This is a genomic window from Sphingomonas sp. PvP055 (assembly GCF_040546365.1).
Lineage (GTDB): Bacteria > Pseudomonadota > Alphaproteobacteria > Sphingomonadales > Sphingomonadaceae > Sphingomonas > Sphingomonas echinoides_A.
Window position 1 is genome coordinate 246,662 of record NZ_JBEPNS010000001.1, and the last position, 15,495, is coordinate 262,156.

General features: G+C 67.9%; 11 protein-coding genes and 1 pseudogene. 6 read left to right on the plus strand and 6 right to left on the minus strand.

Going from position 1 to position 15,495, the window contains the following annotated elements; translation table 11 throughout:
- Nucleotides 1-118 precede the first annotated feature (118 nt).
- From ABIC16_RS01210 to ABIC16_RS01220, 3 genes are all read left to right on the plus strand, one after another.
- Nucleotides 119-1,279, plus strand: coding sequence for a serine hydrolase (locus tag ABIC16_RS01210; protein WP_354289741.1), 1,161 nt, complete (start codon nt 119-121; stop codon nt 1,277-1,279).
- 48 nt (nt 1,280-1,327) lie between these two features.
- On the plus strand, nt 1,328-4,084 hold the full coding sequence (gene polA, locus ABIC16_RS01215) for a DNA polymerase I (RefSeq protein WP_354289742.1): 2,757 nt from the start codon (nt 1,328-1,330) through the stop codon (nt 4,082-4,084).
- A 98-nt stretch (nt 4,085-4,182) separates the two neighbouring features.
- Complete coding sequence (locus tag ABIC16_RS01220; protein WP_277971241.1) at nt 4,183-5,598, plus strand: lipopolysaccharide biosynthesis protein; 1,416 nt, start codon at nt 4,183-4,185, stop codon at nt 5,596-5,598.
- Nucleotides 5,599-5,753: 155 nt separating this feature from the next.
- On the opposite strand, the pseudogene purH reads toward ABIC16_RS01220, so the two are convergent.
- The 4 genes and pseudogenes from purH to ABIC16_RS01240 all read right to left on the minus strand — a co-directional run bounded on the left by purH (nt 5,754) and on the right by ABIC16_RS01240 (nt 11,225).
- Nucleotides 5,754-7,320: pseudogene (purH, locus tag ABIC16_RS01225) on the minus strand (bifunctional phosphoribosylaminoimidazolecarboxamide formyltransferase/IMP cyclohydrolase).
- A gap of 71 nt (nt 7,321-7,391) precedes the next feature.
- Nucleotides 7,392-9,134: a heparinase II/III family protein gene (locus tag ABIC16_RS01230; RefSeq protein WP_354289743.1), complete on the minus strand. Its 1,743-nt coding sequence runs from the start codon at nt 9,132-9,134 to the stop codon at nt 7,392-7,394.
- Nucleotides 9,135-9,797 carry a ribulose-phosphate 3-epimerase gene (gene rpe, locus ABIC16_RS01235; RefSeq protein WP_277971227.1) on the minus strand — a complete coding sequence of 221 codons (663 nt, stop codon included), beginning with the start codon at nt 9,795-9,797 and terminating at the stop codon, nt 9,135-9,137. It abuts the gene before it with no gap.
- A 153-nt stretch (nt 9,798-9,950) separates the two neighbouring features.
- Entirely contained in the window at nt 9,951-11,225 is a 1,275-nt protein-coding gene (locus ABIC16_RS01240; RefSeq protein ID WP_354289744.1) for an RsmB/NOP family class I SAM-dependent RNA methyltransferase, read from the minus strand.
- 102 nt (nt 11,226-11,327) lie between these two features.
- Here ABIC16_RS01240 and ABIC16_RS01245 point away from each other — a divergent pair, with 102 nt between their 5' ends.
- Nucleotides 11,328-11,495, plus strand: coding sequence for a DUF1674 domain-containing protein (locus ABIC16_RS01245; RefSeq protein ID WP_242137985.1), 168 nt, complete (start codon nt 11,328-11,330; stop codon nt 11,493-11,495).
- Nucleotides 11,496-11,751: 256 nt separating this feature from the next.
- Here the strand turns inward: ABIC16_RS01245 and ABIC16_RS01250 are convergent, their stop codons facing one another.
- Nucleotides 11,752-12,729: an NAD(P)H-dependent glycerol-3-phosphate dehydrogenase gene (locus ABIC16_RS01250; RefSeq protein ID WP_354289745.1), complete on the minus strand. Its 978-nt coding sequence runs from the start codon at nt 12,727-12,729 to the stop codon at nt 11,752-11,754.
- Complete coding sequence (gene tsaD / locus ABIC16_RS01255) at nt 12,726-13,757, minus strand: tRNA (adenosine(37)-N6)-threonylcarbamoyltransferase complex transferase subunit TsaD (RefSeq protein WP_354289746.1); 1,032 nt, start codon at nt 13,755-13,757, stop codon at nt 12,726-12,728. Before tsaD ends, ABIC16_RS01250 begins: the two co-directional genes overlap by 4 nt.
- A gap of 105 nt (nt 13,758-13,862) precedes the next feature.
- On the opposite strand from tsaD, the gene hemC reads away from it, so the two are divergent.
- The gene (gene hemC, locus ABIC16_RS01260; protein ID WP_277971224.1) at nt 13,863-14,780 is read left to right on the plus strand and encodes a hydroxymethylbilane synthase; all 918 of its coding nucleotides are present in this window, start codon (nt 13,863-13,865) and stop codon (nt 14,778-14,780) included.
- 7 nt (nt 14,781-14,787) lie between these two features.
- The gene (locus ABIC16_RS01265) at nt 14,788-15,471 is read left to right on the plus strand and encodes a uroporphyrinogen-III synthase (RefSeq protein ID WP_354289747.1); all 684 of its coding nucleotides are present in this window, start codon (nt 14,788-14,790) and stop codon (nt 15,469-15,471) included.
- The last annotated feature ends 24 nt before the right edge of the window (nt 15,472-15,495 follow it).

Below are 15,495 nucleotides of genomic sequence, written 5' to 3' on the forward strand. Positions count from 1 at the left end.
CCGCCTCGTCGCGCCGGCAAGGCACCTTGTCGCACCGAACCGCCGCAGCCATTCCTGGGACATGATAAGGCCTTATCGCAACGATCCAGAGCGTAAGCAGGGGTGGGGATAATATTCGGTGGGTTCGTACATTCTTCCTCGCTCTTTCTCCAAACCCGTAGCCCTGCTCGCGCTGACCGCCGCCTTGTGCGCGTGCGGTTATGACGCGCATGTCCAGGCCGCGAGCAGCACGGGCGCGCAATCCCCGCTGATCGTTGCGATCCCACCGCGCTCGGGGCCCTCGACGGGACAGCGCGTGCTGCCCGTCCCGCCGATACTTGCCGCCACCGTCTCGCAGCTCGTGCGCAACTTCAACGGCAAGGTCGGCGTAGCGGTGCGCAGCGTCGACGACGGCTGGATGATCGATGCAGGCGGCAGCCAGCGTTTGCCGCAGCAAAGCGTCAGCAAATTGTGGGTCGCGATGACCGTTCTGTCCGCGCGCGATGCGGGCAAGCTGCGGCTGGACGACCCGATCACGCTGACGCGCGACGACATCACGCTGTTCCACCAGCCGATCGCGGGGTTGATCCGAAGCGGTACCGGCTATCGCACGACCGTCGGCGAACTGCTCCAGCGCGCGCTGACGATGAGCGACAATACGGCAAACGATCGGTTGCTGCGCCTTGTCGGCGGACCCAGCGCAGTGCGGAACTTCATCACGCGCAAGGGGCTGGGCGCGATCGGCTTCGGGCCGGGCGAGCGGATGCTCCAGGCGGGCACCGCTGGGCTGACCTGGCAACCGTCCTATGCCTTCAACGACGGGTTCAATCGCGCACGTAACGCGTTGCCTCGCGCAGAGCGGCTTGCCGCCTTCAACCGCTATGTCGCCAGTCCGCCCGATGGCGCCGCCCCCGCCGCGATCGCGGGTGCCCTCGCCCGGCTCAAGCGCGGTGGACTGTTGTCGGCGGAATCGACATCCTATCTGATCGGGACGATGCAATCCTCGCATACCGGCAAGATGCGGCTGCGCGGTGCGGTGCCGACCGGGTGGAGCTTCGGGCACAAGACCGGGACGGGACAGGATTTTGCCGGTCGGACCGCGGGCTATAACGACGTCGGCCTGTTGATCGCGCCGGATGGGCGGACTTACGCAATCGCGGTGATGATCGGCGATACGCTCCGGCCGATCCCGGCACGGCAGGCGTTGATGCAGGCGGTGGTGTCCAGCGTCGTTGCCACCCATGCCAGCACCGCGTCCGCGACCACTCGCCGTACGAACGGTGCCCGCTCACACGGCTGAGCGCAAAGCGGGCTTCTGCTAGGGCACAGGCGCTGCTATCGCGGCAAAATGCCGCATCTCTATCTTGTCGATGGCTCGGGATACATTTTCCGCGCCTATCACCGCCTCCCCCCGCTCACCAACAAGCATGGCGAGCCGGTCGGCGCGGTCTATGGCTATACCACGATGCTGTGGAAGCTCGCGGACGAGGTGCATGCCGCGGACGGCCCGACGCATATGGCGGTCATCCTCGACAAGTCGTCCAAGACTTTCCGCAACGACCTGTACGACCAGTATAAGGCGCACCGCCCGCCGCCGCCCGAGGATCTGGTGCCGCAGTTCCCGATGATCCGCGATGCGACGCGTGCCTTCTCGCTGCCGTGCATCGAGACCGAGGGGCTGGAGGCGGACGACATCATCGCCTGCTATTCGCGCGCCGCGCTCGCGCAGGGGTGGGAAGTCACGATCGTGTCTTCGGACAAGGATCTGATGCAGCTGATCGAGCCCGGGCTCGACATGTACGACACGATGAACAACCGACGGCTCGGCAAGGAGCATGTCGCGGAGAAATTCCACGGCATCACCCCCGCGCAACTCGGCGACGTGCTCGCGCTGATGGGCGATAGCGTCGACAACGTGCCGGGCGTCCCCGGCGTCGGTCCCAAGACCGCGGCCAAGCTGATCCTCGAACATGGCGATCTTGAGTCCGTCCTCGCCTCGGCCGAGGGGATGAAGAAGGGCAAGCTGCGCGATAATCTGATCGAACATGCTGACATGGCGCGGCTGTCGAAGGAGCTGGTGACGCTCAAGTGCGACGTCGCCTTGCCCGAGCCGCTCGAGGATCTCGAACTCAAGGGCATTCCCGATGCGCCGCTCCGTGCGTTCCTGGAGCATCACGGCTTCCGCTCGCTGCTGACCAAGCTGTCGGCGGTCGCGGATGCACCGGTGCCGACGCCGAAGTCCGTCCCGACCGAGCAGGATCCGCCGTGCGAGGTCGACTCATACGAGACCGTCGTGGACGAGGCTGCGCTCGATCGCTGGATCACGCTTGCGCGACATCAGGGCTGGATCGCGATCGATACCGAGACCACCGGGATCGATGCAACTCGCGCCGACCTCGTCGGAATCAGCATGGCGTTGCATCCCAACCTCGCCTGCTACGTTCCGCTCGCGCATGGCGGGAGCGGGCTGTTCGCGGAAAAGCCGGAACAGCTGACGGTCGAAGTCGCGCTGGCGAAGTTGAAGCCGTTGTTCGAGGACCCGTCGGTCCTCAAGATCGGGCATAACCTCAAATACGACATGATCGTGCTCGGGCGTTTGGGCGTCGGCGTCGCGCCGTTCGACGACACGATCCTGATGAGCTTCGATCTCGACGCGGGGCTCCACGGACACAGCATGGACGAGCTCGCCGCGACGCATCTGTCGCACAGCTGCATCGCGTTCAAGGACGTGGTCGGCGTCGGCAAGTCGCAGCGGACCTTCAACGAAATCGATCTGGTTGCCGCCACGCGCTACGCCGCTGAGGATGCCGACGTGACGCTACGGCTGTGGCGGCGATTCAAGCCGCGCCTGGCCGCCGAAGGGGCGACGCGGGTGTACGAGATGGTCGATCGCCCGCTCGCGCCGGTGATCGCGCAGATGGAGCGCTACGGAATCAAGGTCGATCGCGAACGGCTCGCGCAACTGTCGGGCGAATTCTCGACGCAGATCGGCGCGCTCGAAGTCGACATCCACGCGCTCGCGGGTGGTGCCTTCACGATCGGCAGCCCCAAGCAATTGGGCGACGTGCTGTTCGAGCGGATGGGGATCAAGGGCGGGCGCAAGGGCAAGTCCGGGGTTTACTCGACCGACGTCAACGAGCTCGAGCGGATCGCCGCGGACAAGGACTCGCCGGGCAAGGACATTGCGACCAAGGTGCTCGAATGGCGGCAGCTGTCCAAGCTCAAGTCGACCTATACCGACGCGCTCCAGGCGCAGATCAACCCCGCGACAGGGCGTGTCCACACGTCTTACTCGCTGACTGGCGCACAGACCGGGCGGCTGTCGTCGACCGACCCGAATTTGCAGAACATCCCGATCCGCACCGAAATCGGCCGCCAGATCCGCGACGCGTTCGTGGCGGAGCCCGGCAACGTCCTGCTAGCAGCGGATTACTCGCAGATCGAACTGCGTCTGGCTGCGCATATGGCGGACGTCCCACAGCTGCGCGACGCGTTCGCCAGCGGTGCCGACATCCACAGCCTGACCGCGCAGGAGCTGTTCGGCGAGGTCAACCGCGACACGCGCGGACGCGCCAAGACGATCAACTTCGCGATCCTTTACGGGATCAGCCGTTGGGGTCTCGCCGGACGGCTGGATGTGACCGCGGACGAAGCGCAGGCGATGATCGATCGCTATTTCGATCGCTTCCCCGGCATTCGCAATTACATCGCGCAAACCACCGAGACGGTCCGTGCGAACGGCTACACCACCACGCTGTTCGGGCGGAAGACGCACTTCCCGCGCATTGCCTCCAAGATCCAGCACGAACGCCAGGGCGCCGAGCGCGCCGCGATCAACGCACCAATCCAGGGTACGTCCGCCGACATCATCAAGCGCGCGATGGTGCGGATGGGCCCGGCGTTGCTCGAGGCGGGCCTGACCAACGTGCGGATGCTGTTGCAGGTGCATGACGAACTCGTGTTCGAACTCCCCGAAGGTGACGTCGCCGCGGCCAAGCCGGTAATCGAGCGCGTAATGGCGACTGCCGCCGAACCCGTCGTCCAGCTCAACGTGCCGCTCGGCATCGAGATCGGCACTGGCCTGAGCTGGGGGGCCGCGCATTGACGCCAGTAACGGGGGGCGTCCCGACCGACCGTGGGGGCACGGACGACGAGATCAATGCGCTTGCCAAGGGTGGCCGGACTAACATCCTCGGCTTCCTGATGCGGCTCGTCGCGCGAATCCCGTTCCTGTTCATCGCAGGTCGGCTGTACGGGCCGGATACGCTCGGCACCTTCGCGCGCGCAGTGCTGTTCGTCGAGGTGGCGGCGCTGCTTGCGACCTTCGGGCTCAAGCGCGGGCTGGCACTCGCGATCAGCGATACAGATCGCCCGCATGTCGATATCGTGTGGGATTGTCTCGTCGTCGCCGCGCTCGCCTCGTTCACCGCGAGCGGGATCCTGCTGCTGCTTCCCGATTTAATGTATCACAATAGCGCGCCGACCGGGCTCGAACGGCTGCTGCCGTGCATCATCGTCTTCACCGCCTGGTCCGACATCACGCTCGCGGCGCTTGCCTATCGCCGCAACGTCAAGGCGACGGTCACCGCGCGCGCGGTGATCGAGCCATGGACGATCTCGATCGCGGCGGGGGTGCTCTATCCCATCGCGCCGCATGACGGGCTGGTGATCGCCTACATGCTGTCGATGATCGCCGCGCTGGTCGCATCGCTGGTGCCGTTCTGGCGGAGCTATGGCGCGCCCGTTGGATGGCGGCTGCATCCCGGCCGAACGATCGCTTTGATTCGCCGCAACGCGCCGCTTGCCGGCGCGGATGCACTCGAATGGGGGACGCGCAACGTCGACCGCTCGATCCTGTTCCTGATGTTCGAACCCCGCATCGTTGGAATCTACTGGATGGCGCAACAGGTCGCGTCGATCCCGGGCAAGCTCAAGACGAGCTTCGATCCGATCCTCGGTCCCGTCATTACCACCAGCCTTGCGCGCGGCGACACGAATGCCGTCGCGGCACAGGTCCGGCAGGTCGGCTTCTGGATCCTCGCCGCGCAGACGGGGCTTGCGCTGATGGGCTCGATCCCGGGCGAAGCAGTAATGGGGACGGTCGGCCCGCAATTCGTCGCGGGAACGGCAGCGCTGTCTTTCCTGCTGTTCGCGGAAGCCGCCGCCTCGACCGGCGCGGTATGCGAATCCGCATTGGTGTATATCGCGCGGTTGCAGAACATGGCGATTTCAATCGGCATGCTGCTGTTCCAGGTAGGGTTGAGCTACGGGCTGATCTTCGCGATGAAGACTGTCGGCTGGCCAGTCGCGTATCAGGCGGCGGGGCCAGCGGTCGCACTGTTCGTTTCGGTGTCGATCACCTCGGTCATCAAGTCGACCTATCTGTCGCGGTTGCTCAAGGCGCCTGTCGCGGGCTGGCGCTGGGCGATGGTGTGGGCGGTGCTCGCGACCTGCGTGGCCGGGGGTTTGTTCACCGCGCTCCCCAAACGCTACGAATGGGCCGAGCTCGCGATCGGCGAGCCGGTGATGGCGGCGATCTATCTCTACGTGCTGTACCGCTGGGCGTTCCGAGAGGAGGACCGCGCGCTAATTCGTCGGAAGCCGGCAGTAGCAGGGTAAGCTGCGGACAGGGTTGGCCTGAGTTGCCCCCTTCCGTCATTCCCGCGAAGGCGGGAATCCATTAGCGCCGTAGTTCGGTAACGGGCACAGCCAGCCAGTATGGATCCCCGCCTACGCGGGGAAGACGGTGGGTTCGGAAGCGGAACTCCGCCCGATCAATGCCGGAAGTGACGCACCCCGGTGAACACCATCGCGAGGCCCGCCGCATCCGCCGCCGCGATCACCTCGTCGTCGCGGATCGAGCCGCCCGGCTGGATCACAGCAGTCGCGCCCGCCTCGACCGCCGCCATCAGCCCGTCAGCGAACGGGAAGAACGCGTCCGACGCGACCGCCGAGCCGATCGTGCGCGGCTCGCTCCAGCCCGCCTTGTCGGCGGCGTCCTTTGCCTTCCACGCCGCGATACGCGCGGATTCAAGGCGATTCATCTGCCCCGCGCCGATGCCCGCGGTGCTGCCGCCCTTGGCGTAGACGATCGCGTTCGACTTGACGTGCTTGGCGACGGTCCAGGCGAAGCGGCAGTCGGCGAGTTCCTGCTCGGTCGGTGCGCGCTTGGTGACGACCTTCATCTCGGGACTGGATTCGCCGTCGCGGCTTTGGACGAGCCAGCCGCCGGTGATCGCCTTGGCGAGCAGACCCGCCCGCGCCGGATCGGGGAGCTCGCCGGTCAGCAGCAGGCGCAGGTTCTTCTTCGCGGCGAAGATTGCGAGCGCTTCCTCATCCGCGTCAGGAGCAACCACGACTTCGGTGAATGATCCCCGCGATCGCGCGCGCGGTCGCACCGTCGAGCCGGCGGTTGAGCGCGATGATCCCGCCGAACGCCGACACCGTATCGCAAGCAAAAGCAGCGCCATAGGCCGCTTCGAGCGTCTCGCCAGTCGCGACGCCGCATGGGTTGGCGTGCTTGACGATCACGCAGGTCGGCGCGGCGTCACGGTACTCGCTGATCAGGTCGAGCGCGGCATCCGCGTCGTTGAGGTTGTTGTAGCTGAGCTCTTTACCCTGCACCTGCCGGGCCTGACCGATTCCGCGCGGCGCGCTACCGCCTGCGGTGTAGAAAGCCGCCGACTGGTGCGGATTCTCGCCATAGCGCAGCGATTGCCCGCGCTGGAGCGTGATCGCGAGCGTCTCGGGGAAGGCTTCGCCCTGGTCGACCTGGCCGAACCACGTCGCGATCATGCCGTCATAGGCGGCGGTCGCGGCATAGGCCTTGGCGGCGAACTTGCGGCGATCTGCCAGCGTCGTGCTGCCGCCCGCGACCAGCGCATAGTCCGCCGGATCGGTCACAATCGCGACGAAAGCGTGGTTCTTTGCCGCGGAACGCACCATCGAGGGACCGCCTATGTCGATATTCTCGATGATTTCGTCCCGTTCCGCGCCCTTTGCGACGGTCGCCTCGAACGGATAGAGGTTGACGACGACCAGATCGATCGCGCCGATCCCGTGCTCCTCCATCGACGCGACATGCGCCGCATCGTCGCGCACCGCGAGCAGCCCGCCGTGGACCACCGGGTGGAGCGTCTTGACGCGACCGTCCATCATTTCGGGGAAGCCGGTCAGGTCCGAAATATCACGCACCTCGAGCCCAGCGTCGCGCAGCGCCTTGGCGGTGCCGCCGGTCGAGACGAGCTCAACGCCATGTCCGGCCAGCCCCTTGGCGAGATCGACGATGCCGGTCTTGTCGGACACCGACAGCAGCGCGCGGCGGATCGGGATGGTGGTCATGGCGGCTTGGCTCCGGGGGAAGGAAGGCGGGAGGAATGTCGCGCACCCCCTGCCCGCTCAGCCCGCGAAATTCAATGCGCGCGCTTGAGAACCCAGCCGACATTCGCACCGCCGGCAGGCGCTTCGCCAGAAACGACGAGCTGGAAGGTCGCGTGCGGGCGCCCCTCGGCATCGATCCACAGACTGTCCTCGACCGTGAGCATCCCGCCGCGGCAGCGGAACTGCCACATGCCCCCGCCCGGCAACCGCAGCAACGCCGCCATCCCGTCCGCGGTTGGCGACACCTGCACCCCGAACCCGAGATGGAAGCGGATCGCGAAGACGGACGGCTGGATCTTGCGCTGTTTTGGCGCGGGCAACAGCACGTCCTCACCGCGAATTTCGCGGCCGTCGTTGGTCATCACCAATTGGCGCCGATGGAGCAGGCCGAACCGGCGGACATAGCCGTCGTGGCTTGCTTCGATCCGGCTCGACATTTCGCTCTCCTGGCGGACCAGTTCGACTTCGGCGACGCCACGGCCGAGCGTGCCATCGGCGTGGATCGCGGTCGAATTGCTGTCGCCCAGCACGAGCGTCGAATGCGCCGCGGTGGTCCGCAGCCCCTCGCTCAGATCGACCGGAAGCTGCGCGATCCCGCTGCGCGCACCACCGCAATTGACGATGATGCGGTCGGGCCCGTCGGACACTTCGATCGCGAGCGTCGAGGCGCAACCGCCCTCTACCAGGCGCGCCACCGGCGGGGGGGCGCCGTCCAGCAGCATGACCGCGGACCCGGCTGCGAGCCGTTGATACCCCCAATCGCGCGCTTGCCGCAGCGGACGAGTACGGACGCCGCTCGCCGCGATCACCTGCGCCAGCGCCTCCGCGCCGTAGGGTCCGCCGCCCTGCCAGCTCCCGAGATCGCGATCCGTGTGGCAGATGCCGAGAAGCGCGGCGACGAGCTTGCCCAGCGTCTCCGGGAGGAAGGCGGGCGGATCGAGCCGTCGCGCATCGTAGACCTCGCGCAGGCTGGTCAGCAGCATCACCAGATCGACTTGCGCGGCGGGGGAGCGGGCGACGTTGCCGCCATCCTCGTAGATCGACGCGAGCAGCCCGCGCAGCAATGCCGCTTCTACCACCGACCGACGCGGATCTCCGCCCGGAATCAGCAACGTCGCCGCGACCATGCCGCATAGCGCCGCAACGCGCGGCGCGCCCTGCGGCGCTTTTTCCGCCGCACGGTCGATATGCCGGGCGCCGCGCGCCAGCGTGTTGAGCACGCGACTGCGATAGACGAGATCGGCGGAGGACAGGATCAGCGGGGCGTGCGCGGTCCAGAACAGGATGCGGCGTCCCCACAGGTCCGCGCGCCACGCCGGTTCACTGACCGTATCGGCATGGGCGTCGAGCCACAGCCGCATGAGAAATTCGGCGACCGGAGTCGCCTGCGCGCGCGTCGCGACCGTCGACAAGTCGCGCAGCCAGGCGAAACCGTGCAGATACTCCGCGAACGCCTTCGACCAGTCGGGCTTGCTCAGATCGATCGTCTCGAGATCGCGGGTTTCACCCCGAAATGCCAGCACCCCGTCGAGCAATGCATGGCCGCGCGCGACGTCGCCGAGGAACGGATCGTCCGGCACCGCGATCAGCTTGAGCGGGTGCCGTCCCTTGAGCCGCATCCCGTGGATCGGCGTGCGCCACGTCAATCGGTGGAAGTGCTCGGACAGCCGTTCGGCAAGCGACAGGCCCTTGTCGCCACCGACGCGGAGCAGGCGCTTGCCCTCGTCGATCCCGTCGCGCTGCGTTTGGTCTTCTGGAACCGGATGTCCGCGCATTCAGCCGCGGAGACCCGCGATATTGGCGGCATAGGCGTCCGGCCCGCCGCGGAAAGTCGCGGTGCCCGCGACAAGCGCGTCCGCACCCGCCGCGATCGCCCGCGGCGCGGTAACGAGGTCGATCCCGCCGTCGACTTCGAGGTCGATGGCATAGCCGCCCTTGTCGATCATCTTGCGGACGCTCTCGATCTTGCGGAGCGAACTTTCGATGAACGCCTGACCGCCGAAGCCAGGATTGACGCTCATGATCAGCACGAGGTCGACCGTATCGAGCAGATAATCGAGCGCCTTGGCGGGAGTCTGCGGGGTCAGTACGACGCCCGCGCGCTTGCCGAGGCTGCGGATGTGCTGGAGGCTGCGATGCGTGTGCGGCCCCGCCTCGACATGGATGCTGATCGTGTCCGCACCCGCCTCGGCGAACGCCTCGAGATACGGGTCAACCGGCGCGATCATCAGGTGGACGTCGAGCGGCTTGGTGGTGTGCGGGCGGATCGCCTTCACCACCCCCGGCCCGATCGAGATATTGGGGACGAAATGGCCGTCCATCACATCGACATGGATCCAGTCCGCGCCGGCGGCGTCGATCGCGCGGATCTCCTCGCCGAGCTTGGCGAAATCAGCCGAGAGGATGGAGGGGGCGATGCGGACGGGGCGCTGGGACATGGTACGTCGAGCCTGTAGCACGCCCTAGGCAGGGGACAAGCGCGCGATGGAACCTGCGGGTCTTACATACTGTATGTAGTTGTTGGTTTGCGGTCGGGCGAGGGAATCGCAGCATTGGGGGAGCACACAAACAGCTCGCCCCCCCCCGAAAAATCAGCCCTGCCGTCGCCAGCGCGCGATGAAGAAGCCGTCGTTGCCGCCCGGCGTGACCATTCCCGGCAAGGTACGGACACACCCTTGGGCATCGGGCAGGATCCCTGCGGGGAGTTCGTCCGCGCCGATCGGCACCAGCGCGAAGTCGGGCCGCGCCGCGGCGAAGCGTTCGCGCTGCTTCTCACCCTCGGCGGGTTCGAGCGAGCAGGTCGCGAAGACGAGCGTTCCGCCCGGCCGTACCCATTCCGCGGCGCGCGTCAGCAGGCTGGTCTGGAGCGCGGCAAGATCAGTAATCTGCGACGGGCGCACGCGGTGGAGCACGTCGGGGTGGCGGCGGAAAATCCCGGTCGCGCTGCACGGCGCATCGAGCAGCACCGCATCGACCGGGGCGGGTGGCGCCCATTCGAGCACGTCGGCCTGGACGATCTCCGCCGACAGCCCGGTCCGCGCGAGATTGTCGTGAAGTCGCGCTAGACGACTTTCGGACGCATCGACCGAGGTCACGCGCCAGCCGGCACTCGCGAGCTGCATCGTCTTGCCCCCGGGCGCCGCGCACAGGTCGAGCGCGCTGCCCGCGCCCTTGCCGAGCAACCGTGCGGGGAGCGAGGCGGCGATGTCCTGCACCCACCAGCGGCCTTCTTCGAACCCGGGCAGTTCGGGCACATGCGCCGAATCGATCCGGATATGGCCAGGCAGCAGCGAGACGCCGCCCAGCTCCTCGACGAACCGCGCGGTCTCGTCCCAATCGGCCAGCGTCAGGTCAAGCGGCGGGGGGGCCGCCATCGCCTCTTCCGCCGCGTGGATGCCGTCGTCGCCCCACGCCGCGTGCCAGCGCAGCGCGACCGGATCGGGCAGCGTCGGGAGTTCGGGGAGCTGGTCACCGTTCCGCGACAATGTCCCGAACACGCCGTGGACGAGCTTGCGCGGCCCCCCATCGACCAGCGGCAGCACGGTCGCGATCGCGGCATGCGACGGCGTACCGAGCGACAGCGCCTGAACGAGCGCGATGCGCAGCGCGAACCGCGCCTTGGAATCGTCGGGCAAGCGCGTCTTGGTCGCCGAGTCGATCAGCGCGTCGAGATCGGGCAAGCGCCGCAACACTTCCGCCGCGATCGCATGCGCCAGCGCGCGGTCATCGGCGCGGTCGATCCCCGCGGTCGCACGGCCGATCGCGGCTTCGAGCGGCAATCCTTGGCGGAGCACCGCGTCGAGCATCCGGAGCGCAGCGCGGCGGGCTGGGACGCCTGGCGCTTCGACGGGTTCGGGGCGGGGCATGTAACGACGAGGCGGGGGGAGGGTCACGGGCTTGAACTCTTCGCAAAGGACCGCCAACTGACGGGGGACGCCTTATCTCATGCGTCTGCAAGGAAGTCCCTCATGGCCGCTCGTCCGCCGCATGTGAAGCCACCAGCCTATCTCAGCAAGAATACGCCGGTGCCCGCGCCCGATCCCAAACCCGAGCCGCGCGACGCGCGCGACCATCTCGGGCTCGATCCCACGCGCTACGGCGACTGGGAGTTGAAGGGCATCGCGATCGATTTCTGAGCGACCCCACTGGGCACCCGGGCTCGAACCCATGTCCGTCGAGCGCAGATCCTGCGACGCATTCTTGAGTAAGACGCCGTTTCTTTTAGCCGTTCGTGCTGAGTAGAGACCGAGTAGCCCGTCTTGGGGCGTATCGAGGGCTCGTATCGAAGCACTGTTACGCTCGATAACCTGTCCTTCGATACGCCGCTTCGACTTCGCTCAGCAGCTACTCAGGACGAACGGAGTGGTTGAGCCACCCCGGCGACGTCGTTCTTTACCGCACCTCGCGGCGCAACGGCCGTGCCAGCAACGCTTCGATTACCGACCCAACGTCCGCGCCGCCGAGCAACGTGCAGACGGCCTCGACCACGGGCATCTCGACCCCGATCGCCGCCGCCGCGACGCGCAGCACCGGCGCGGTCGCCGCGCCTTCCGCGACCGTCACGCGGTCCGACAGCAGGTCTTCTGCACGCTTCCCCTGCCCCAGCCCGACCCCGAGCGAGAAGTTGCGCGAGCTGGTCGATGAGCAAGTCAGCACCAGATCCCCGAGGCCCGATAGGCCACTCAGGGTTTCCGCCTGCGCGCCGCGCGCCAGCCCGAACCGGACCATCTCGGCGAAACCCCGCGCGATCAGCGCGGCGCGCGCGTTCTGGCCAAGCCCGGCGCCCTCGACCACGCCACACGCGATCGCCAGCACGTTCTTGACCGCGCCGCCGATTTCCGCGCCGGTCACATCGGTCGTCGCATAAGGCCGCAGCGCCGGACCCGCGAGCCGATCCGCGAGCGCGGCACCCAGCGCCTCGTCCGCACACGCCAGCGTCACCGCGGTCGGCTGGCCCGCGGCCACTTCATGCGCGAAGGTCGGGCCGGACAGCACCGCGATCGGCGCCTCGGGATGGATCTGTCGCGCGACCTCGCCGACCAGCATTTGCGTTCCCGCCTCGATCCCCTTGGCGCACAGCACCAGCGGGGTTGCGCCAACCGCGGTTTCGGCGAGCACCGCGCGGACATGCTGCGCCGGCACGACGACCAGCAACGCATCGCATGCGGACAGCGCGCCGAGCGACCCGGTCGCCTCGATCGTCTCGGGCAGCGGGATCCCGGGCAGGAAGCGGTCGTTCTGGTTAGTCGCGTTGATCCCCGCGACGACATCCGCCTCGCGCGCCCACAGCAAGACGCGCTCGCCCCCGCGCGCCGCGACCTGTGCGAGCGCAGTGCCCCACGCGCCGCCGCCGATGACTCCGATCTTCATGCCTTCACTCCCGCACCACGCACCGCTTCCGCGCCCGGATCGAGCGGCCAGCGCGGCCGCGCGGCGACATCGAGCGGATCGGTCAACCCGGCGGCGAAGCGTTCCGCGCCCGCCCAGCCGATCATCGCGGCATTGTCCGTGCACAGCCATAGCGGCGGCGCGACGAAGCGCAGCCCGTTCGCCGCCGCCAGATCTGCAAGCGCCGTCCGCACCGCCCCATTGGCGGCGACCCCGCCCGCGACGACCAGCGCCGTCGCGCCATGCGCCCGGCCCAGCGCGCGGACGGTGCGATCGAGCAGGCAATCCACCACCGCCTGCTGGAACGACGCGGCGATGTCCTCGACCGACCACGTTCCCGCCGCATGGGCACGAACGACCGCGCTTTTCAGTCCGGCGAACGAGAAATGCGGCTCGGGCGACCCTTTGAGCGGACGCGGCAGCGGGACCATCGGGCGCCCCAGCCGCGCCGCCGCCTCGACCGCGGGACCTCCCGGGAAACCGAGCCCGAGCACCTTGGCGCTCTTGTCGAACGCTTCGCCCGCGGCATCGTCGATCGTCGTCGCAAGGCGGCGGTAACGGTTGACCCCCTCGACCAGCAGCAACTGGCAATGCCCGCCCGAGACGAGCAGCAGCAGATAGGGGAAATCGAGATCGGGATCGGACAGCCGCGGGCTGAGCGCATGCCCCTCGAGATGGTTGACCGCGATCAGCGGCTTGCCCGCGGCGTGCGCCAGCGCCTTGCCCGTCACCAGTCCGACCATCACGCCGCCGATCAGCCCCGGCCCGGCGGTCGCGGCGATCGCATCGACCTCGGCAAGCGTGACTCCTGCATCCGCCAGCGCCGCCTCGATCAGCGGTGCCAGCACTTCGACGTGCGCGCGCGCCGCGATTTCTGGAACGACGCCGCCGAACGGGCGGTGCGCCGCCTCCTGCCCTGCCAGGCGGTGCGCGAGAACCTGACGATCCGACTTGACGAGCGCCGCGGCGGTTTCATCGCAACTGGATTCGAGACCGAGAATGAGTGCCATGCGCCATCCCTACCGTCTCGCCCACGACTTGTCCCCTCCTTGTCGACGCCCCCCACTTGTCGAAGATCGGTCGATTCGTCATGACAAGCGCGGAAGGGGTGATCCGTGACACAACCGCTAAAGCTGGGAACCCGCGGCTCACCGCTCGCGCTCGTCCAGGCCAATATGGTGCGCGAAGCCTTGTGCGCGGCGCATGGCTGGGACCGGGCGGCGGTCGAGATCGTCACGATCCGCACGACCGGCGATCGCCGCCAGGATGTCGCGCTTGCCGAGATCGGCGGCAAGGCGCTGTGGACCAAGGAACTCGACCGGGCGCTGCTCGCCGGTGAAATCGACTTCGCGGTCCATTCGATGAAGGACGTCGAAACCGGCCGCCCCGATACGATCACGATCGCCGCGATGCTGCCGCGCGCCGACGTGCGCGACCGGATCATCGGCGCGGACAGCGTTGCGGCATTGCGCGACGGCGCGGTGGTCGGCACGAGCTCGCCGCGCCGCGTCGCGCAGGTGAAGCGCCTGCGCCCCGATCTCGTCACGATCCTGCTGCGCGGGAACGTCGATACGCGGCTCGCCAAGGTAACCGCCGGGGAAGTCGACGCGACGTTGCTGGCGGCGGCAGGGCTCGAACGGCTCGGGCGAATCGAAGTCGGCAGCTGCATCCCGATCGACGTGATGCTCCCCGCCCCGGCGCAGGGTGCGGTCGGGATCGAAGCGCGGACCGCCGATGAGCGCGTCCGCACGCTGCTCGGCGCGATCGACCACGCGCCGACCCACGCCTGCGTCCTGCTCGAACGCGGCTTGCTGGCGGTGTTGCAGGCGGATTGCCACTCCCCGGTCGCAGCACTCGCGACGCTCGACGGGACGGCGGTGACGCTCCGCGGCGAGTTGTTCGCGGAGGATGGCAGCGCGCACGTCGCGGGAACCGTCAGGGGTGCGATCGACGATCCGACCCTCGCCGCGCGACTGGCCGAAGATCTGCTCGATCGCGCCCCCCCGCCGGTCCGCGCGCTGTTCGCGGGATGACGCTGGAATGACGCGGGAATTGGTCGTGCTGCGTCCGGAGCCGGGCAATGCGGCAACGCTGGCGCGTGCGCAGGCGGCGGGGTTCGACGCGGTGTCGCTGCCGATCTTTGCGGTCGAACCGCTCGATTGGACACCGCCCGATCCGGCAGCACACGATGCGCTGATCCTGACCAGCGCCAACGCGCTCCGGTTCGGCGGCCCTGCGCTCGTCGCGTTGCAGGTTTTGCCGGTGCTGGCGGTCGGCGCGCATACCGCCACCGCCGCGCAAGATGCCGGATTTACCGTCCTGGCATCGGGCACCGGCAATGCCGCGGACATCGTCGCGCTCGCCGAACGGAACGGCGTCCGGCGCGCGCTCCACCTGACCGGGCACGATCGTACGCTGCAGGTCGGCGGTATCATCGCCAGGGTGATTCCGGTTTATCAAAGCGTGCCGTGCGCGGTCGATCCGGCAGCGCTCGGAATGCTCCAGGACCGGGTCGTACTGCTGCATTCGGCGCGCGCGGCGAAACGGATCGGTGCGCTGGTCGAGTCCGCCGCCCTTTCGCGCGACCGGATCGCGCTGGCTGCGTTCAGCCCCGCGATCGCCACCGCCGCGGGGTCCGGTTGGGCTGCGATCGCCGTGGCGGCAACCCCGGATGACACAGCGCTGTTCACTGCGGTGCGAGCGCTTGCAACGACGAGCCGTTGACCGTTCGCGTCCGGGCGATGATAA